Origin of the sequence: Streptomyces sp. NPDC058051 (assembly GCF_042885475.1) — a bacterium.
Taxonomy (GTDB): Bacteria; Actinomycetota; Actinomycetes; order Streptomycetales; family Streptomycetaceae; genus Streptomyces.
On the sequence record NZ_JBHVRW010000006.1, the window covers coordinates 232,542 to 251,308 of the forward strand.

Annotated in this window: 18 protein-coding genes; 3 read left to right on the top strand and 15 right to left on the bottom strand. The window is 70.7% G+C overall.

The features are described 5' to 3' along the window. Nucleotide 1 precedes the first annotated feature (1 nt). Entirely contained in the window at nucleotides 2–766 is a 765-nt protein-coding gene (locus ACFVUT_RS12935; protein WP_389651786.1) for a sirohydrochlorin chelatase, read from the top strand. 62 nt (nucleotides 767–828) lie between these two features. Here ACFVUT_RS12935 and ACFVUT_RS12940 read toward each other — a convergent pair whose 3' ends face one another. The 9 genes from ACFVUT_RS12940 to ACFVUT_RS12980 all read right to left on the bottom strand — a co-directional run bounded on the left by ACFVUT_RS12940 (nucleotide 829) and on the right by ACFVUT_RS12980 (nucleotide 10,876). Continuing rightward, the gene (locus ACFVUT_RS12940; RefSeq protein WP_389651783.1) at nucleotides 829–1,461 is read right to left on the bottom strand and encodes a DsbA family protein; all 633 of its coding nucleotides are present in this window, start codon (nucleotides 1,459–1,461) and stop codon (nucleotides 829–831) included. A gap of 68 nt (nucleotides 1,462–1,529) precedes the next feature. Then, nucleotides 1,530–2,111 carry a TIGR03086 family metal-binding protein gene (locus tag ACFVUT_RS12945; protein WP_389651780.1) on the bottom strand — a complete coding sequence of 194 codons (582 nt, stop codon included), beginning with the start codon at nucleotides 2,109–2,111 and terminating at the stop codon, nucleotides 1,530–1,532. Nucleotides 2,112–2,209: 98 nt separating this feature from the next. Continuing rightward, nucleotides 2,210–3,211, bottom strand: coding sequence for a ketopantoate reductase family protein (locus ACFVUT_RS12950; protein ID WP_389651777.1), 1,002 nt, complete (start codon nucleotides 3,209–3,211; stop codon nucleotides 2,210–2,212). A gap of 198 nt (nucleotides 3,212–3,409) precedes the next feature. Beyond that, nucleotides 3,410–4,126 (bottom strand): ABC transporter ATP-binding protein, encoded by a 717-nt coding sequence (locus ACFVUT_RS12955; RefSeq protein ID WP_389651774.1) that lies wholly within the window; start codon nucleotides 4,124–4,126, stop codon nucleotides 3,410–3,412. Continuing rightward, nucleotides 4,123–4,863, bottom strand: a complete 741-nt coding sequence (locus tag ACFVUT_RS12960) for an ABC transporter ATP-binding protein (RefSeq protein WP_389652313.1) — start codon at nucleotides 4,861–4,863, stop codon at nucleotides 4,123–4,125. The genes ACFVUT_RS12955 and ACFVUT_RS12960 overlap by 4 nt, the downstream gene beginning before the upstream one ends. Before the next feature lie 74 nt (nucleotides 4,864–4,937). After that, nucleotides 4,938–6,623 (bottom strand): branched-chain amino acid ABC transporter permease, encoded by a 1,686-nt coding sequence (locus ACFVUT_RS12965; protein ID WP_389651771.1) that lies wholly within the window; start codon nucleotides 6,621–6,623, stop codon nucleotides 4,938–4,940. Beyond that, nucleotides 6,620–7,579, bottom strand: coding sequence for a branched-chain amino acid ABC transporter permease (locus ACFVUT_RS12970; protein WP_389651768.1), 960 nt, complete (start codon nucleotides 7,577–7,579; stop codon nucleotides 6,620–6,622). The genes ACFVUT_RS12965 and ACFVUT_RS12970 overlap by 4 nt, the downstream gene beginning before the upstream one ends. Before the next feature lie 149 nt (nucleotides 7,580–7,728). Further along, nucleotides 7,729–8,970, bottom strand: coding sequence for a branched-chain amino acid ABC transporter substrate-binding protein (locus tag ACFVUT_RS12975; protein WP_389651765.1), 1,242 nt, complete (start codon nucleotides 8,968–8,970; stop codon nucleotides 7,729–7,731). A gap of 265 nt (nucleotides 8,971–9,235) precedes the next feature. Continuing rightward, the gene (locus ACFVUT_RS12980; protein ID WP_389651762.1) at nucleotides 9,236–10,876 is read right to left on the bottom strand and encodes a PucR family transcriptional regulator; all 1,641 of its coding nucleotides are present in this window, start codon (nucleotides 10,874–10,876) and stop codon (nucleotides 9,236–9,238) included. A 136-nt stretch (nucleotides 10,877–11,012) separates the two neighbouring features. Here ACFVUT_RS12980 and ACFVUT_RS12985 point away from each other — a divergent pair, with 136 nt between their 5' ends. Together ACFVUT_RS12985 and ACFVUT_RS12990 are read left to right on the top strand one after the other, a co-directional pair. After that, nucleotides 11,013–11,882, top strand: a complete 870-nt coding sequence (locus ACFVUT_RS12985) for an aldo/keto reductase (RefSeq protein WP_389651759.1) — start codon at nucleotides 11,013–11,015, stop codon at nucleotides 11,880–11,882. An 83-nt stretch (nucleotides 11,883–11,965) separates the two neighbouring features. Then, nucleotides 11,966–12,766 (top strand): ABC transporter ATP-binding protein, encoded by an 801-nt coding sequence (locus ACFVUT_RS12990; protein WP_389652310.1) that lies wholly within the window; start codon nucleotides 11,966–11,968, stop codon nucleotides 12,764–12,766. A 92-nt stretch (nucleotides 12,767–12,858) separates the two neighbouring features. Here the strand turns inward: ACFVUT_RS12990 and ACFVUT_RS12995 are convergent, their stop codons facing one another. From ACFVUT_RS12995 to ACFVUT_RS13020, 6 genes are all read right to left on the bottom strand, one after another. Continuing rightward, nucleotides 12,859–13,245, bottom strand: a complete 387-nt coding sequence (locus tag ACFVUT_RS12995) for a DUF4440 domain-containing protein (RefSeq protein ID WP_389651756.1) — start codon at nucleotides 13,243–13,245, stop codon at nucleotides 12,859–12,861. Next, nucleotides 13,242–13,817, bottom strand: coding sequence for a DUF1697 domain-containing protein (locus tag ACFVUT_RS13000; protein ID WP_389651753.1), 576 nt, complete (start codon nucleotides 13,815–13,817; stop codon nucleotides 13,242–13,244). The genes ACFVUT_RS12995 and ACFVUT_RS13000 overlap by 4 nt, the downstream gene beginning before the upstream one ends. A gap of 123 nt (nucleotides 13,818–13,940) precedes the next feature. Beyond that, a complete protein-coding gene (locus ACFVUT_RS13005) occupies nucleotides 13,941–15,137 on the bottom strand; it encodes a S8 family serine peptidase (protein ID WP_389651750.1) in 1,197 nt (398 codons plus the stop codon). A gap of 432 nt (nucleotides 15,138–15,569) precedes the next feature. Further along, complete coding sequence (locus ACFVUT_RS13010; RefSeq protein ID WP_389651747.1) at nucleotides 15,570–16,865, bottom strand: ABC transporter substrate-binding protein; 1,296 nt, start codon at nucleotides 16,863–16,865, stop codon at nucleotides 15,570–15,572. Continuing rightward, nucleotides 16,865–17,704, bottom strand: coding sequence for a carbohydrate ABC transporter permease (locus tag ACFVUT_RS13015; protein ID WP_389651744.1), 840 nt, complete (start codon nucleotides 17,702–17,704; stop codon nucleotides 16,865–16,867). Before ACFVUT_RS13015 ends, ACFVUT_RS13010 begins: the two co-directional genes overlap by 1 nt. Next, a complete protein-coding gene (locus ACFVUT_RS13020) occupies nucleotides 17,701–18,651 on the bottom strand; it encodes a carbohydrate ABC transporter permease (RefSeq protein WP_389651741.1) in 951 nt (316 codons plus the stop codon). The genes ACFVUT_RS13015 and ACFVUT_RS13020 overlap by 4 nt, the downstream gene beginning before the upstream one ends. Nucleotides 18,652–18,767 lie beyond the last annotated feature (116 nt).

Below are 18,767 nucleotides of genomic sequence, written 5' to 3' on the forward strand. Positions count from 1 at the left end.
CATGTCCGAACCGGTCCTCCTCGTCATCGCCCATGGCAGCCGCGACCCGCGGCACGCGGCGACCGTGCACGCGCTCACCGCGCGGGTACGGTCGCTGCGGCCGGGGCTGCGCGTGGAGACCGGTTTCCTGGACTTCAACGCTCCGTCGGTGCCGCGTGTGCTGGAGCGTCTGGCGACCGAGGGCGCGGAGGAGGTCATCGCGCTGCCCCTGCTGCTCACCCGGGCCTTCCACGCCAAGTCCGACATCCCGACGGTGCTGCGCGAGGCCCGGACCGGCCTGCCCCGGCTGCGTGTGCGGCAGGCCGAGGTGCTCGGTCCGTCGTCCCTGCTGAACTCGGCGCTGGAGCGGCGGCTGTACGAAGCCGGCGTCCGTCCCGGCGACCGCGGCTCGACCGGGCTCGTCCTGGCCTCGGCGGGCTCCACAGACCCGGAGGCGATCGCAGTGATCGCTGAAATCGCGCGGGAGCTGCGGCACACCGGTTGGTGCGCCGTGCGGCCTGCGTTCGCCTCCGCCGCCTCCCCCGCGGGGTTCCCGCACACCGAGGACGCCGTACGGGCCCTGCGGGCCGAGGGGGTGCGACGGGTGGCGGTGGCCCCGTACGTCATCGCACCCGGCCGGCTCCCGGACCGTATCGCCGCGGGCGCCGCCGGGGCGGACGTACTGGCCGATGTCCTGGGCGCCTCGGCGGAGTTGGCACGACTGCTGCTGATCCGCTACGACGAGGCCCGCGTCCGGGCCGCGGGACCGGTACCGCTCAGCGCTTAGGGCGGGGCTGTCACGGGGAGGGGCAGGGCCGCGTCCGCGACGTGCCGCCGGGCCCCTCCTTCTCAGCCCACATCCAGGCTGCCCGTGCGGGTCCGCTTGAGTTCGAAGAGGTCGGGATGGCCGGCGAGGACCCGGAAGCTGTCGAAGATCTGCGCCGCTTCCTCGCCGCGCGGTACGGCCCGCAGGACCGGACCGAACCAGACCGCGCCGTCGACATGGATCGTGGGCGTGCCCACGTAGGCGTCCGCCTCCGGGTCCTTGCCGGCGTCGTGGCTGCGGCGCAGTGCCTCGTCATACGTCTCCGTGTGCGCGGCGCCGCCCAGCTCGGCGGGGAGTCCGAGTTCGGCGAGGGACTGGGCGATGACCTCGTCGAAGTCCTCGTTCTTCTGCTGGTGGATGCGGCTGCCCAGCGCGGTGTAGAGGTCGCGGAGCACCGCTTCACCGTGACCGGCGGCCGCCGCGACCGCGACCCGCACCGGGCCGATCGACCGGTCGACCAGGTCCCGGTACCAGTCGGGGAGTTCGTTGCCGATGTTGTGCAGGTAGAGGCTCATGACGTGGAAGCGGAGCTCGATGTCGCGCCGCTGTTCCACTTCGAGCAGCCACCGGGAGGTGATCCAGGCGAACGGACAGGCCGGGTCGAAGTAGAAGTCGACGGCGGTCCTGCCCGTGTCCGGGGTGGGGTGAGAGGTCATGCGCCGAGCCTAGGCGGGCATTGGCTCACCGTCCCGGGCCATTCAGCGTCCAATCAGCTGGGCCACTTTCAGCCTCTGGTCCAGTGCGGGTCACGTCCGCTGCGGGCCAGCGCCCGCTCGAACACCGAGTCCGTGGCGGGCAGCGCGACCTCGTCGGCGAAGCCGTCGTACTGCCGGTAGAGGGCGGCGTTTCCGTCCACGGCGTCGAGGACGTGGGCCGCTGCCGCGTCGGAGAGCCGGACCTGCTCGCCGATGGCGCGGGCCACGTCCCAGGTGTGCAGGGCCGTCTCCTCGATGAGCATCGTGGCGATCGCGGAGGCGGGGGTGGTCGAACCCCCGAGGTCGACCTCCCCCTCCCAGACCGCCGGGTCCGACCAGGCGGCGACGGCCCGGTCCAGTTGGTCCGCGTACTTCCGCGCCCAGTCGGCGTCGGCGGTGAAGTCCCGGGTGGTGAGCGCGTCCGGGAGGTCCTTGCGCAGGGCGCGGTGTTCCAGGCCGTGTGAGGTGTAGAGCACCCAGTGGTTGACGAGTCCGCGCAGGTCCCAGTCGTCGCAGGGGGTGGTGAGGCCGAGTTGTCCGGTGCTGACGGAGCGGGCGATACGGGCCGCCTCGGCAGCGCATTCGGTCATGTGAGCGTGCTCGTTCTTCATGCACGGCACGCTAGGACACGTCCCCGCTGCCGGGATTGAAGAAAGGCGACGGCCACCCGGTCCACGCGGCTCAGGAGACGGCACCCGGTCCGCGCCGCTCAGGAGACGGCGTCCGCCAAAGCGGTGAGTTCGGCGACGGACATCGAGCCGGGCTCCCGGCGCTCGCGCGCGAAGGTGTTCGCGGTGTGCCGCAGAACGTCGTTGACCGGTGTCGGTACGCCGTGCAGCCGGCCGAGGAGCACGATCTCACCGTTGAGGTAGTCCGCCTCGATGGTGCCCGTGCCCCGGCTGAGGCTCTGCCAGGAGGAACCGCCGCCGCGCGGGGAGCCGTCGAACGGCTCGAAGCGGATCCTGTCGGCCCGCGCCTCGGCCTGTTCCTCTCGGCCGGCCGGTTCGATCCCGGCAGCCGCGAGTACGGCCCGACCCTCGGTGAGCGCCCGCTCGAACAGGGCGAACGCGTCCGGCTCGGCGAGGGGGCCGGTGACGGCCTCGATCGCGTTGGCGAGGTTGGAGAGCAGCTTGCCGTACTTCCAGCGCATCACGTCCGGCACGACCGGCGCGAGCATCGTCGACTTCTCCAGGTCGGCGGCGATCAGCCGGGCCGTCCCGTCGGTCCCCGCGGGGTAGCGGCCCAGATGCAGGATGCCGGTGAGCGGTGTTCCGGCGGCGGAGACCTCGCCGGGTTCGACGAAGGTGGCGGGCAGCCACACGCACATGCCGTAGACGTGCCGGAAGCGGCGCAGCGCGAGGCGTTCGCCCTCCACCCCGTTCTGCGCGCAGACCAGGGGCAGCCGTTCGCCCGCCGTGGAGCCGCCCGCGACGGGCCGGACGCTCCAGGCGTCGAGTGCGTCGGTGCTGTCCTGCGTCTTCACGGCGAGCACGAGCACGTCGTCCGCGGTCAGGTCGAGCGCCTCGGGCCGGTCGACGACGGGCAGGGTGTGGGTGCGGGGTCCGTCCGGTGTGACGAGGCGCAGCCCGCGGGTGCGCAGCGCCTCGTACTGCGCACCGCGTGCGACGAGCACGACGTCGTGGCCGGCCTGTGCCAGCCGTCCCCCTATGGCGCAGCCGACAGCACCCGCCCCGACGATGATGTAGCGCATGGAGACTTCCTCCGGTGCGGTCGCGGGAAGGGACCTTGCCGACCCCGGAGGGGGGTCGGCAAGGTGCCAGCATAGGCCAGTGGGGAGTTGCCCTCCGGTGAGAGGAGGTGTCGTGCGACGGCGGCGGGGCCGGGTCGTTCCGTGGGTCGGACCCGTCCGAGAAGCCGTCTGACATCCTGCCGCCTCACATCCTCACGGTCAGTCCTCGCCGAGGTACGCCTTGCGGACGCTCTCGTCGTGCAGGAGTTGCTTGCCCGGACCGGAGAGCACGACGCGGCCGGTCTCCATGACGTATCCGTGGTCGGCGAGGGCGAGGGCGGCGCGGGCGTTCTGCTCGACGAGCAGGATGGTGGTGCCGGTGGACCGCAGTTCCGCGACGGTCTCCATGATCTTCTGCATCATGATCGGCGACAGTCCCATGGACGGTTCGTCGAGCATCAGCAACCGGGGCCGGCACATCAGGGCGCGGCCCATGGCCAGCATCTGCTGCTCGCCACCGGAGAGTGTGCCCGCCGGCTGGGAGCGGCGTTCGCGCAGGCGCGGGAAGAGCGTGTACGCCCGTTCCACGTCGTCCGCCACCGCCGGGTCGTCCTTGCGCAGGTAGGCGCCGAGCAGCAGGTTCTCCTCGACGGTGAGCCGGGGGAAGATGTGCCGTCCCTCGGGGGAGTGCGCGAGTCCGAGGGCGACGACCTCGTGGGCCGGAACACCTGCCAGGTCCTGTCCGCGGAAGGACACCCGGCCCGCGGCCGGTTTCAGCAGTCCGCTGAGTGTCCGCAGGGTGGTGGTCTTGCCGGCCCCGTTGGTACCGATGAGGGTGACGACCTGCCCCTCCTCGACGCGGAAGGAGATGCCCTTGACGGCCTCCACCTTCCCGTACGCGACCCGCAGGTCCCGTACGTCCAGCAGCGTGCTCATGTGTTTTCCTCCTGCGGTGTGCCGAGGTAGGCCTCGACGACCCGCGGGTCTGCCTGTACGTCGGAAGGGATGCCCTCGGTCAGTCTCCGGCCCTGTACCAGGACCGTGACCCGGTGGCAGAGGTTCATGATGAAGCGCATGTCGTGCTCGATCACGAGGACGGCGATGCCCTGGTCGCGGACGGCGAGGACCAGTGCCTCGGTCTCGCGGGTCTCCTGCGGGTTCATGCCCGCGGTCGGTTCGTCGAGGAGCAGCAGGGCGGGATCGGTGGCCAGCGCGCGGGCGATCTCCAGCCGTCGCTGGGCGCCGTACGAGAGGTTGCGCGCGAGCGTTCCCGCGCCGGCGCCGAGTCCGACGAAGTCGAGGAGTTCGCGCCCGCGTTCCCGCGACTGGCGCTCCTCGCGGCGGTAGCGCGGTCCCCGGCCGATGGCCGAGAGGAGGCCGGCGCCGGTGCGGGTGTGCCGGCCCACCATCACGTTCTCCAGCGTCGACATGTTGGGGAAGAGCCGGATGTTCTGGAAGGTGCGGGCGACGCCTGCGCGGGTCACCTGCGCGGGCCTGGACGGCAGCACCTGGCCCCGGAAGCGGACTTCGCCGTCGGTGGGGGTGTACAGACCGGTGAGGCAGTTGAAGAAGGTGGTCTTCCCGGCCCCGTTGGGACCGATGAGACCGACGATCTCGCCCCGGCCGACGGTCAGGTCCACCGCGTCGACGGCGGTGAGGCCGCCGAAACGCATCGTGACGCGCCGGGCCTCCAGCAGGGGCGCGGGAGCGGATCCGGGTGTGGGTTCCGGGTCCGGTGCGGAGAGGGTCACGCGGTGGCCTCCGTGGCTTGTGGGTGGTGCCCGGGTTCCTCTTCGTGGAACTCCAGTTGGTGCTTGCGGTCCGGTACGAGGCCCTCGGGCCGGAACCGCATCATGAGGATCAGCGCCAGGCCGAACAGCAGCATCTGGTACTTGCTGAAGAACTCGAACTTCGCGGGGATCAGATAGAGCAGTGCCGCGCCGACCAGCGGTCCCGAGATGGTCCCCATGCCGCCCAGGACCACGGCGGCCAGCAGGAAGGCCGAGTTGGGCGGCGCGGTGTCGGCGAACTTGTAGTTGTCCGGTACGGCGTTGGTCTGGAGGTGGGCCATGACGGATCCGGCGAGTCCGGCGAGCGACGCTCCGAGGCCGAAGGCGAGCAGCTTGTACCGGAATCCCTCGATGCCCATGGCCGTCGCGGCCTTCTCGTCCTCGCGCAACGCGATCCAGGCGCGTCCGACGCGGGAGTCACCGGCCCGTGCGTACACGAACACGACCAGGGCGGTCACGGCGAGCAGGAGCACGTAGTAGTTGGCGAACCGGCCGAACTCGACGCCGAGCACGGTGTGCGGCCGGCCGAAGTCGAAGCCGAACAGCGAGATGTTCGGCACGGAGTTGATGCCGTTGGGTCCGTTGGTGAGGGACGGGCCGGAGGTGCCGTCGAGGTTGTTGACCGTGATCCGGAAGATTTCGCCGAAGCCGAGGGTGACGATGGCCAGGTAGTCGCCGTGCAGCCGAAGGGTGGGGGCGCCGATGACGACGCCGGCCACCAGCGAGACGGCCATGCTGAGCAGCGCCGCCGCCCAGAAGGGCAGCGGCTCCATGTGGAAGGTGGAGAAGGTGGAACCGGAGACCAGTGCCGCGGTGTACGCGCCGGTGCCGAGGAAGGCGACATAGCCGAGGTCGAGCAGGCCGACCAGTCCCACGACGATGTTGAGGCCGAGGGCCACCGTCGCGAAGACGAGGATGTTGGCGGCGATGGCGGTGTACTGGTCGCCGGTCTGGGTGAAGGGGAAGACGAGTGCGGCGGCCAGTCCGGCGGCCGCGACCGCGATCCGGTTGCGGCGGTTGATCTCACTGAGCCGCCGGCCGAGTCCGCTCACGACGAGCGCGCGCATGCCGAGTCCGGCGGCGGGCAGGAAGGCGAGGAAGTCCTGGGCCGACTCGGTGGTGATGCCGTAGGTGAGGATGAACATCGCGGCGAGGAACACCGCGGTGATGAGGGCGACTTCGGCCGCGCGCGGCAGGCCGCGCCGGCCCGTGGGCCGGTCGGGCACGGCGTCGTCGGGCAGGGTGTGCGCACCGGCGGCGAGCAGCACGGCACCGGCGGCGGCGAGGAACCCGCCCGGTTCGATGTTGATCGCTCCGCCGAGCGTGATCGCGATGGCCACGACCGTGATCAGGGTGGTCGTGAGTGCCGCGAGGGACGCGGCACGCAGGGCCCGTACCGCGCCGGCGGGGGCGAGAAGCGCCGTCCGGTCGCCGCCGAGCGCCGCGACCGCGAAGTAGGCGGCGAGCAGGCCGGTGACGAGGGTGACGAGCTGGCTGCCGCCCGGATATCCGGCGAGGGTGAGGTTGCCGGGGTAGGTCGTGGACTGTGTCCACGGGAGGAACGGGGAGAGGAGGGTGAGGGCGAGGCCGGTGACGGTGAGGATCCGGGCCGCGCGGGGGTGGAGGTGAATCACGACGGTCACGCCCTGTCCGCGATGCGTTCGCCGAGCAGGCCCTGTGGCCTGATCAGCAGCACGACGATGAGAATCACGAAGGCCCACACGTCCTTCCACACCGAGCCGCCGAACATGTGGAAGGCGGGGATGTGCGGCAGGATGCCGGAGGCGACGGACTCGGCGACGCCGAGCACCACCCCGCCGAGCATCGCTCCGTGGATGTTGCCGATGCCCCCGAGCACGGCGGCGGTGAAGCCCTTGAGGCCGGCGATGAAGCCCATGTTGTACGAGATGGAGCCGAGCCGGAGTCCCTGGGCGACGCAGGCGACGGCGGCCAGGACCGCGCCGATCGCGAAGGCGATGACGATGATGCGGTCGGTGTCGATCCCCATGAGCCGGGCGGTGTCGGGGTCCTGCGAGGTGGCCTGCATGGCGCGGCCGGTACGGGTGCGTTTGACGAAGTAGGCCAGCCCGGTCATGGCGACGGCCGCGACGACGAGAGTGATGACCGCGGCGTACTGGAGGCTGATGCCCGCCACGTGGATCGGCTTGCCCGGGAGTTGGGGGAAGGTGACCGGGGCGGTCACCCCCATGTTCCGGCCGGGGAGGGTGAAGAAGTTGAAGACGACCTGTTGCAGGAAGAGCGAGAGGCCGATGGCGGTGATCAGCGGGGCCAGACGCGGGGCGCGGCGCAGTGGGCGGTAGGTGAGGCGTTCCGCGGCGACCGCCGCGGTGACGGAGACGAGGACGGCGGCGAGCAGCATGACCGGCAGCGCGGCCCACAGGGAGATGGTGTGCAGGCCGGGCACCCAGGCGTAGACGAAGAGTGCGCCGAAACCGCCGAGCATGAAGATCTCGCCGTGTGCGAAGTTGATGAGCTGCAGAATGCCGTAGACCATCGTGTATCCGACGGCTATCAGCCCGTACATGGCGCCGAGGACCAGGCCGTCGGCGAGAAGTTGCGTGATGTCGTTGAGGGTCAACCCGGGGTCCTTCGATGGTGCCTGAGTGGCCGGAGGGCAGGTCGCGTGTGCCGTCCGGCGATGAGGAGCGGGGGCCGGGCCGGAAGCCCGGGGCGGCCGGGGCCGAAAGCCCGGGGCGGCCGGGCCGGCCCCGGCCTGCCGGTCGGCTCTCAGCCGACGGTCACGACCTTGAGACCGTCGGACCAGGCACCGTTCTTGACGCCGTTGACGCTGATCACCTGGTTGACGCTGTCGCCGAACTCGTCGAACCCGATCTGTCCGGTGGCGCCGGTGAAGGTGACCTTCTGCATCGCCTCGACCACGTCGGGCCGCAGGTCCTTGACCGCGCCCGGCTTGCCGCCCTTCGCCTCGACGGCGGCGGCCACGGCCTTGATCAGCGCGGTGGTCGCGTCGTACGTGTAGGCGCCGAAGACGCCGTAGGGCTCGGAGTAGCCGGCCTTCTCGTAGTCGGAGATGAAGGTCTTCGCGGAGTCGAGCGTCTCGATCGGCGCGCCGTCGGAGGTGGTGTAGACGCCGTCCGCGGCCGTCTTGCCCGCGAGCTCGACGAGCTTGTCGTCCTTGACGGCGTCGCCGCCGCCCATCGGCCCGTCGAAGCCGGCCGCGACGAGCTGCTTCTTCAGCGGACCTGCCTGCGGGTACTCGCCGCCGTAGAAGACGGCCTCGGCGCCGGAGGACTTCACACTGCCGACGACCGCGGCGTAGTCGCTCTCGTCGGGGTTGATCGACTGGTGGATGGTGACCTTGCCGCCGAGCTTCTTGAACTCTTCCGTGAAGTTGTCGACGATGCCGACGCCGTAGATCTTCTTGTCGTCGACCGTCGCGATCTTCTTGATCTTGAGGTCCTTGTAGAAGTACTCGGCCATCACCGGGGCGGCGACGGCGTCGGTGGTTATGGTGCGGAAGTAGTTGTCGTAGTCCCTCTTCGGCGCCGTCTCGTAGTCGGCTCCCTGGGTGAGCGTCGGGTTGGTGTTCGCTCCGGACACCTGCACCATGCGGGCGTCGCGCAACGTCGACTGCATCGCTGCGGAGACCGAGGAGTTGTACGCGCCGACCACTCCGATCACGGAGGTGTCGGACGTGAACGCGGCGGCGTTCTGCTGGCCGATGTTCGGCGTGGCCTGGTCGTCCTTGGCGACCAGCTTGAACGTGACTCCGGGCACCACCTTGTCGGTATTGGCCTTCTTGACCGCAAGCTCGGCGGCGTTCTTCATGCCCAGGCCGACAGCGGCCAGGTCCTTCGAGAGCGGGGCGTCGAAGCCGATGGACACCGTGGTCGCGGCGGAGCCGCCCGATGTGCCGCCGTTGCCTTCGTCCCGGCTGCCGCACGCGGTCAGGGCGAGTGCCCCGGCCACGAGCGGTACTCCACAGGTGAACAGACGGGTATGACGCATGATTTCCTCCCCAGGCCGGCTCGCGGAACCGCGGCCGTGTGCACCGCTGCTCGGGATTTGCGCGGTGGCTGAAACCTAGGTGAGCGGAAGGAGACCGCACGCTGTCCATCGGGATGACATCCGGGCCCTCCCGTTGTCGGGACGGACAACGGCGGAATCAGTCCTTCCGCCGGACCGTCCCCGCACGGCTCCGTATCCGGCCCCGGTGCGGGGATTCAGCGCACGGCGAGGTGACCGGCGACTTCCCGCCTCCGGACCGGGCCGTTCATCCGGCTCCCTCGCCGAGACGGAGTTGGAGCATGGCGGCAAGCCGGTGCTCGGGGTCGTCCAGGTCCAGTCCGGTCAGCGACGCCGCCTTGCGTATGCGGTAGCGCAGGGTGTTGGGGTGCACGTTCAGGGACTTCGCCACGCGGGCGACGTCGCCGAAGGCGTCCAGGTAGAGGAGCAGCGAGCGGGCGAACTCGGTGCCGTGTTCCGCGTCCCTGTCGACCAGGGCCTGGAGGGCGGGGTGGCGGACCTCGTCGTGCCGCTCCAGCAGTTCCAGCAGGTCACGCACCATCAGCGAGGCCGTGAGCCGGCCGTGCGTGTCCACGGCCAGCTCGGGGGTGCGTGCCATCACCTCCAGGGCGTGGTGGCCGCGCCGCTTCACGGTGGGCACGTCGTCGAGCCGCTGGGCGGTTCCGGCGACCGCGGCCTGGACCGGTGTCTTCAGGTGCCGGCGCAATGTGGCCACCAGGTCGGTGACCCAGCGGACGAGTGAGGGGTCGTCGGAGGCGGTACCCGCTCCCTGGGCGGGGGCGGGCTCGGGCAGCATGGTGTAGATCTGCCCGCAGGCCTCGGCGACGAGTGCGTTCCTCCGGTACGAGGCCGCGTGCACCGACACGATCTCGGCGGCCTCGGCACGCCGCGCGTCCTGCCAGGCGGTGTCCCGTTCCGGACGGTCGCGGAGGTCGAGGGCGACCACGGTCGTCGCCGCGGACGGGGTGATCCCGAGATGGAGCGCGAGAGCGGCGGAGTTGAAGCGTCCGGTGAGCAGGCCGTGCGAGAGTTCGGCGCGGGAGAACAGCCGGGTGGCGGAGTCGCCCTGGTAGTAGTGGTCGACGAGTTGTGAGACGGCGAGCCTCGATGCCCCCTGCATGACCTGGTCCGCGTGCTCGGCGAGCGGCCGGTGGCCTTCCTGCACCCAGATCGTGCCCAGGGGCCGGGGCCCTGCGTTGATACCGATCACCAACCGGCGCCGGATGCCCATGCCGGGCTGCTCCTCGACCTCGACCACTTCCTCGCCTGCGCGCACCCGCCGGTACACACCCCACCGGCGGAGCAGGGAGAGGTAGGGCTCGGGGCAGTTCCGGCCGAGGATGGACTGGCGGCGCAGCTCGTCCGCTTCGTCGCCCGCCCCGGCATACGCCATGACGCGGTGCGCGCTGTCCTCGATGCTGACGACACCGTGGGTGAGGGTCGCCACGGTGTGGGCGAGGGAGAACAGGTCGCCGCGCTGCTGGGGGGCGGGTGCGGCGGTCGCGCGCTCCAGCACCCCGCGCGCCTCCGCCTCGGCCTTGTCCCATCGGACACCGTTCGGGATGCCCATCAGGGCGACGCGCGCCGTCTCGGCGGCCTCGCGCATCGGCTCGGGTACTCCGTCGCCACCGATCCTGACCATGACGGCGGCGGCGCCCGCCCGGCCCGCCGCGGTCACGAAGGCCACCGCTGCGGCACCGCGTGCGCCGATGGCGAGGACGAGGGCGCCGGACGCCTCCGCGAGGTCGTCCCCGGGCTCCGCGATGAGTACGTCACCGAACTCGGTGTCGCTCCGGCCTGCCCAGGCCACGCCGACGCCGAGCACAGTGGCGAGCCGTCCCAGTGAGGTGCCGGAATCGTCTGCACCTCTGCTGTCAGCCAGATTCATCACAGCAGGGTAAGGGCAGTTCCTGAGACATGGCTGTGAGAGGACGAACCCGCTGCGGACCGTGCGACGGCGGGCCCGGGGGCCTTGGACCGGACCGCCCACCGGTTGCTCCTGATATCGGACTATTGTTCCCGTCATGACCTCAGCACTTCCTTCGCGCGATGATTCCTTCCTGCTCGGCGGTGAGCTGCCCGTACGACGTCTCGGTTACGGCACCGCTCAGCTGACCGGCCCCGGGTACTGGGGGCCGCGCGGTGAGCGGCGGGACGCCGTGGCCGTGCTGCGGGCTGCCGTCGAGCGGGGTGTCACGCTCCTCGACACCGCCGACAACTACGGTCCCGGGCTCGCCGAGGAACTGGTCGCCGAGGCCCTCCACCCGTATCGCGAGGATCTGGTGATCGCGACCAAGGGCGGTGTCGTGCGTACCGGTGACAGCGCCTGGCACGTCGCGGGCCGCCCCGAGCAGCTGCGGTCGATGTGCGAGGCGAGTCTGCGGCGCCTTCGGACGGACCGGATCGACCTCTACCAGTTGCACCGGCTCGACCCGGACGTGCCCATGGCGGACCAGCTGGGCACGCTGGATGCGCTGAGGCAGGAGGGTAAGATCCGGTTCATCGGTCTGGACACCCTCACCGCCGACCAGTTGGAGCAGGCCCTCTCCCTGACCGGGATCGCCTCGGTGCAGAACCGCTTCAATCTCCTGGACCGTTCGTCGGACCCGGTGCTGAAGGTGTGCGAGGCCCACGGCCTGGCTTTTCTGCCCTGGTTCCCGCTGGCCAACGGCGCACTGACCGGTGAGGCCGCCGCGGCGCTCGCCGGCGTCGCCGATCGGCACGGTGCCACCCGCGGGCAGATCGCCCTCGCCTGGCTGCTGCACCGCTCCCCCGTGCTGTGCCCGACCCCGGGCACCGGTTCGCCCGTCCATCTGGAGGAGAACCTGGGGGCGCGGGAGATCCGGCTGTCCGCCGAGGACATGAGCCGCCTGGAGGCGCTCGTACCCGCATGAAGGAGGAGCACGTGACCACTGCCCGCACCGCTGCCGCCGTCCCCGTCCCTGTCCCGGCCGCCGCTCCTGTTCCCGGCCCCGGTGTGCCCGCCGTCCCGGTGATCCGGGCCGACGGTGTCTCACTCGTACGGGACGGCAACGTCCTGCTGGACTCGGTCTCGCTGACCGTGCGCAGCGGCGAGCACTGGGCCCTGCTCGGCGCGAACGGGGCCGGGAAGAGCACGCTGCTGAAGCTGCTCGGCGCGGTCAACCACCCCACCAGTGGCTCGGTCGAGGTGTTGGGGCGGACGCTCGGCCGGGTCGATCTGCGGGAGCTGCGGACCCTGCTCGGGCATGTCGATCCCCGTCATCCGCTGCGTTCGCCGCTGTCGGTGCGCGAGGTGGTGCTGACCGGTCTGACCAACTCGGTCGAGCCGGTGCCACGCTGGTCGGCGAGTGCGGAGCAGCGGGCGCAGGCGGAGCGGTTGCTGGCGATGCTCGGCATGGGCGGCAAGACCGCGTCACGCTGGCCCGCGCTGTCGCAGGGTGAGCGGGGCCGTACGCTCATCGCCCGCGCCCTGATGCCGCAGCCGCGGCTGCTGCTGCTCGACGAGCCCGCCACGGGTCTTGATCTGGCCGCCCGTGAGCAGTTGCTCGACAGTCTGGACACGTTGCGCGAGGAGCATCCGGAGCTGGCGACGATCCTGGTCACGCACCATCTGGAGGAGCTGCCCGCGTCGACCACGCACGCGATGCTGTTGCGGGGCGGCGTGTGTGCGGCGTCGGGCCCGGCGGACGAGGTGCTGACCACCGATCTGGTCAGCGACTGCTTCGGGCATCCGGTGCGGATCTCCCGTACGGACGGCCGGTGGACGGCTCGGGCACAGCGCGTCACCCGTCGCTGACCGGGTTCGGCGGCCGGATCCGGGTGCCGGTGCCGGCCGTCGGCGCCCGGGACCGGCGTTCCCCGCCCCTCGCCGGGTTCGGCGACAAGGGCTCAGCCGTCGGCGTCGGGACCGGCGTGGCCGAAGGGCGTGGCCTGGTGGAAGTAGAGCAGCCAGCCCGCGTCGGTCAGTCGCCACAGCGAACTGCGGTGGGAGCGGTCTCCCTTCGTCTCGGCGTCGTAGACGAGGTGGACGAGTTCGTCGGCCAGTTGCACTCCGCGCATCCCGGACACGGTGAGCGGGCCGGGGCGCGGGGCGTCCGCGGCGGTGAGCGAGGCGATCATCGCGTCGCGGTCCCAGACCCGGCCCGTGGAGTCGATCTCGCGGTACTCGGAGTGCAGCACCCGGGAGAGGCGTTCGGCGTGGGCGCGTACCAGCGGGTCCAGGAGGCGCAGCTCGCCCTCCACCGCCGCGGCCACGCCGGCGGGCGTCTCGGTCATGCGGGGGCTCCGTCGTGTGCGGTCCCGGTCCGCGCGGTCATCTCCACCAGCTTGACCACGGTGTTCCAGTTGCGCGTGGTGGCCACGACGCCCGGGGCGAGAGCGGGCCGGGACAGGGCGGCGGCGAGCCGGGAACGGCCCAGTCCGTCGGGGGCGTAGAGGTACAGGGCGCGGTCGCCGAGGCGGAACTCCTCGGGAAGGTGGGCCGCCGGGTCGATCGCGTCGAAGCGTGCGGTGTCGACGGGCCGCCCGTAGTAGGTGACGTGCAGCTGTCTGCCTTCGAGTGCGGCGGCCGGGAACGGGCAGGCGTCGGCGACCGCCGCGAGGTAGGCGCCGTCCCGGACCAGGCAGGGGACCGGGAAGCCGAACCGCTTCTCGATGGCCCGCTCCAGCTCGGCGGCGAGCGCTTCCCCGTCGTCCGATGTGCTGCTGAAGAAGGCGTTGCCGCTCTGCAGGTGGGTACGGACGTCCCCGTGGCCGAGTTCGGTGAGCAGCACGCGGAGTTCGGCCATCGGGATCTTCTTGTGGCCGCTCACATTGATCCCGCGCAGCAGCGCCGCGTACATCGTCATGGGCACACCATAGGACGATCCGTCCACGCGGTGCGGCCGCCGCGCCCCGTGGGGGAGGGCACGGCGGCCGCCGCTTCTGTGGTGCCGGGCGTCTGCTGCCCGGTCACGGCTGCGCGGGGTCGGTTACTCGACGACCTTCAGCAGCTTGTTGGGCGTGTCCTCGCTCGCGTCGGAGATCGCGTCGGGAGTGGCGCCTTCGGTCAGGGCCGTGGCGACCTCTTCCGGGGTGGCGTCCGGGTGGCCGGAGAGGTAGACGGCGGCGGCGCCGACGACGTGCGGGGTCGCCATGGAGGTGCCGGAGATGGTGTTGGAGCCGTCGTCGCTGTCGTTCCAGGCCGAGGTGATGTCCGATCCGGGGGCGTAGATGTCCACGATCGGGCCGTAGTTGGAGAACGACGACTGCTCGTCGTCCACCGTCGACGAGGCGACCGTGATGGCTTCCGGGACGCGGGCCGGGGAGCTCTCGCTCGCGTCGGTGGACTCGTTTCCGGCGGCCACCGCGAAGGTGACACCGGAGGCGATGGCCTTCTGGACCGCGGTGTCGAGCGCCTCGTCCGCGCCGCCGCCGAGGCTCATGTTGGCGACGGAGGGGCCCTCGTGGTGGGCGGTGACCCAGTCGATGCCCGCGACGACCTGCTCGGTGGTGCCGGAGCCGGAGTCGTCGAGGACCCGGACGGCGACGATCTTCGCGTTCTTGGCGACCCCGTAGGTCGCCCCGGCGATGGTGCCCGCCACGTGGGTGCCGTGGCCGTTGCCGTCGTCGGCGCTGTCGTCGTCGTCCACGGCGTCGTAGCCCGAACTGGCCCGGCCCTCGAACTCCTCGTGCGTGGTGCGGACGCCGGTGTCGATGACGTACGCGGTGACGCCCTCGCCGGCGCTGTCCGGGTAGGTGTAGGCGTCGTCGCCGGCCGTCTCGGTCTGGTCGATCCGGTCCAGCCCCCAGGACGGCGGGTTCTCCTGGGTGGCGTCGATGTGGAACTTCTTGTTCTGGACCACCTTGGAGACGGCCGGATCGGCCGCCAGACGCTTGGCGTCGGCCAGGGAGAGGCCGCTGGCGGAGAAGCCGTTGATCGCGGAGCTGTAGTTCCGCGTGAGCGTGCCGCCGTACTCCTTGGCGAGCTTCGCCTTGTCGGCCTTCTGGTCCAGCATCACGATGTAGCTGCCCGAGACGGCGGTCGCCGCGTCCGTACCGTAGACGGTGCCGGTGGCGGGTGCGGCTCCGGCGGTGGGGGCGCCGAGCAGGGCTACTCCGGCCGCTGCGGCCACGGCGGTTATCGCCGCGGTCAGCTTCATCCGGTGTGCGCGCTTGTGAATTGCCATGAAGAGGGGTCTCCTCGTCATTCTTTGTGGGGGGATTGACCCCCGGCCGGAAGATCTCCGGGGGTTGGCTCGAAACCCTCGCTGATTGACGCGCCCAGTTCAAGACCTTCAGGCAGCTGTGACTTACACAACAAGGTTTCTTAATAAGATTTCGGCCAACCACACTCAAGCCGGGCGCCGTTGCCCCGGAATCCGCCGCGCACCCCGGGCCCGCCGGTCTCGTCACGGCGATCCGTACACTTCGCACCAGGGAACTCGGGTCTCTCATGCACCACCGGGCGGACGCGGATCCGGCTTGATTCCACCCCCGCCACTCAGCGGGGGTGTTCGCCTTCGACGAGGTTGGCCGCGCACCACGCGCCGCCCCTCCCCATCCCCCGCCGCCATCCGTTCGCCCACGGCAGCGGCCCTCTCCGTCGGTTCCGGGCGGCCTCAGCGCTGGTAGCGGGCCAGCACCCGGTTGCCGTCCTCGACCAGACGTTTCGTCAGCTCCTCGGCGTCGATCGCCCCGCTGTAGTACTCCTGGAGGGCCGGGGTGGCGACCTTGTCCTTCCACTCCGGGTAGCCGCGCACCGACTGGGCGGGCGCGGGCCGGAGCGCCTTCGCCACGGCGACACCGGTCGACCAGCCGTTCCTGTCGGTGTGCAGGGCCGGGTCCGCGAGGGCCGCGGTGCCGGTCGGGAGCATCCAGTCGCCCTTGGCGAGGCGCACCATGTTCCGCGGCCGGAGCAGGAAGTCGATGAACTGCGCGGCCTCCTTCTTGTGCGGGCTCGCCTCCGACACGGACAGGGTCTGCGGGCTCACCCCCTGGGCCAGTCCTCCGCTGCCGGCCGGGGCGGGCAGCACCGTCCACTCGAAGCCCTCGGGAGCCTGTTCCACGACCTGTTGGCGGTACGAGAAGCCCAGCGGGACCATCGCGTACTTGCCGCCGAAGAATCCGGGAAGGGTGTCCGATCCGCCCATGCCGAGCGCGGTGCGGGCGGCACTGTGGTCGGTCTCGACCTGGTCGTGGATGATGCCGGGGACGATGTGGTCGCCCGCGTCCGCACGGATGGTCACCTTGCCGTCGGCGCCGGGGTGGAAGAGCCGGCCACCGGCGGAGAGGCCGAGGTTGAGGGTGACGGAGACCGGCTCCTTGAGGGGCCAGGCGACGCCGTATCTTCCCTTGCCGGTCAGCTCCTTGGTGATCTGCCGGAACTCGGTCCAGCTCCAGGGGTGTTCGGGGGTGGGGATACGGACGCCCGACTCCCGGAGGATCTCGGTGTTGGCGATCAGGACGCGGGGCTCCTGGAGGAACGGCACTCCGTAGACCCCGTCGCCGAAGGTGGTCGTCTGCCAGCTCTGCTGCGGGATGTCGGCGGTCAGCCGGTCCGGGAGAAGCGTCCGCAGATCGGCGAGGTAGCCGCCGTACGCGAAGTCGGCGAGGTCGTCGGAGGCGTCGTGGATGATGTCCGGCGCCTCGTCCCCCTCGAACGAGGTGAGCAACTGGTCGTGGACGGTGTCCCAGCTGCCCTGGACATAGGTGACATGGATGCCGGGGTGGGCCTCGTTCCACTCCTTCACCAGCTGCTTGTTGGCGTCGACGGACTCCTTCTGCCAGGCCAGCGACTGGAAGCTGAGCTCGGTCCGCCCGCTGTCGTCCCCGCCGCCCGTCCCCGCGCAGCCGGTGAGCAGCAGGGCCAGCGCGGTGGCCACGGCGACGGCCGCCGTCCGTAGGGGTGCGCGCATCAGCTCTTCACCGCCCCGGCCAGTACGGAGCCGGTGATCCGCCGCTGGATGACGGCGAAGACGACCAGCGAGGGAAGGGTCGCGAGGAACGCGGCGGCGGCGAGCGGCCCGAGATCGACCGCGCCCCCGGCGCCGATGAAGTGGGTCAGCACGACCGGCAACGTCTGCTTCTCCGGTGTCTTGAGCAGGACGAGCGCGAAGAAGAACTCGTTCCATGCGGTGATGAAGGCGAAGAGTGCGGTGGCGACGATGCCGGGGGCCAGCAGCGGGGCGGTGACCGAGACGAGGGTCCGCAGCCGGCCCGCGCCGTCGACCGCGGCGGCCTCTTCGAGCTCGACGGGCACGGCCCGGACGTATCCCACCAGCATCCACAGCGCGAACGGCAGCGCCCAGACGACGTACACCATGATCAGCCCCCACAGAGTGTTGATCAGATGGAGGTTCTTCAGGATCAGGAAGAGCGGAATGATCAGCAGGACGAAGGGGAACGCCTGGCTGACCACGACCCAGCCGGTGGCGGCCTTCGAGAGTCTGGAGCGGTGGCGGGCCATCGCATAGGCCATGGGCGTGGCGATGAGGACCGCGATGGCCGCGGCGCAGAGCGCGGTGGTCAGTGAATTGGCGGCGGCCCGGAGCAGCGGCTGTTCGTCGAACGCCGTGCGGAAGTTGTCCAGCGTCGGGTGCTCGGGGATCCAGGTCGGGTGCAGGGAGCCCAGTTCGCGCGCCGGTTTGAAGGCGGTGGAGATCAGCCACAGGAACGGGAACGCCAGGAAGACGAGATAGCCGAGCAGGGCCACGTACTGTCCGGCCCGTGCGGATCTGCTGCTGCGCAGGCTCACCGTTCCTCACCTCCCCCGAGTCGGCCGGCAAGACGCACCGCGAGGATCACGGAGATCACCGCGACCATCACACAGCCCATCGCCGCGGCGTAGCCGAACTGCCCGTAGCGGAAGGCTTCTTCGTACGCGAAGAGCATCGGCAGCCGGGTACGGCCGCCGGGCCCGCCGTTGGTCAGCACGTACACCAGGGCGAAGGAGTTGAAGTTCCAGATGAAGTTGAGCGCGGTGATGGAGAGCGCGACGGGTCTGAGCACGGGCCAGGTGACGGTACGGAAGCGGCGCCAGGCACCTGCTCCGTCCAGCGCGGCGGCCTCGTGGAGTTCGTGCGGGGTGTTCTGCAGTCCGGCCAGGAGGGCGACGGTGGTCTGGGGCATGCCGGCCCAGACGCCCACGACGATCACGGCGGGCAGGGCGGTGGCGAGTCCGGTGAGCCAGTCCCGGCCGTCGCCGAGGCCGAGATCACGGATGGTCTCGTTGAGGACGCCCGCGTCCGGATGGTAGACGAGCCGCCACATGATGCCGACGACCACCTCGGGCATCGCCCACGGGATGATCGCCAGCGCCCGTGCCAGCCAGCGCATCCGCAGGTTCTGGTTGAGCAGCAGGGCGAGGCCGAGCGCCAGGACGAACTGCGGGACGGTGACACCGACCGCCCAGAGCAGACCGATCCGGAACGAGTCCCAGAAGAGGGTGTCATGGAGCAGGTCCTGGAAATTCAGCCCGCCGATCCACTGCGTGGAGCGGGTGCGGCCGGACTGGGCGTCGGTGAAGGCCAGCGCGATGCCGTAGAGGAGCGGGCCGACGCTGAGGATCAGGATCGGGATCAGCGCGGGCAGGACCAGGAACCAGGTGCCGGCGCTCCGGTCAATCGGCCGGGCGCGCGCGTCACGCGGACTACCAGGCGGCCCGTTCCTCCCGGAACGTACGGTTGCACTCGCCAATGTCATGAATTCGCCCCCTTGCGTTATTCCACCGGTTTCGTACCGTTCTGGCCGCTCAGGTAGCCCTCGCCATCGTGCTGACGGACCGTGGGTTCGTCAAGCCAACCTGCACAGATGCGAAA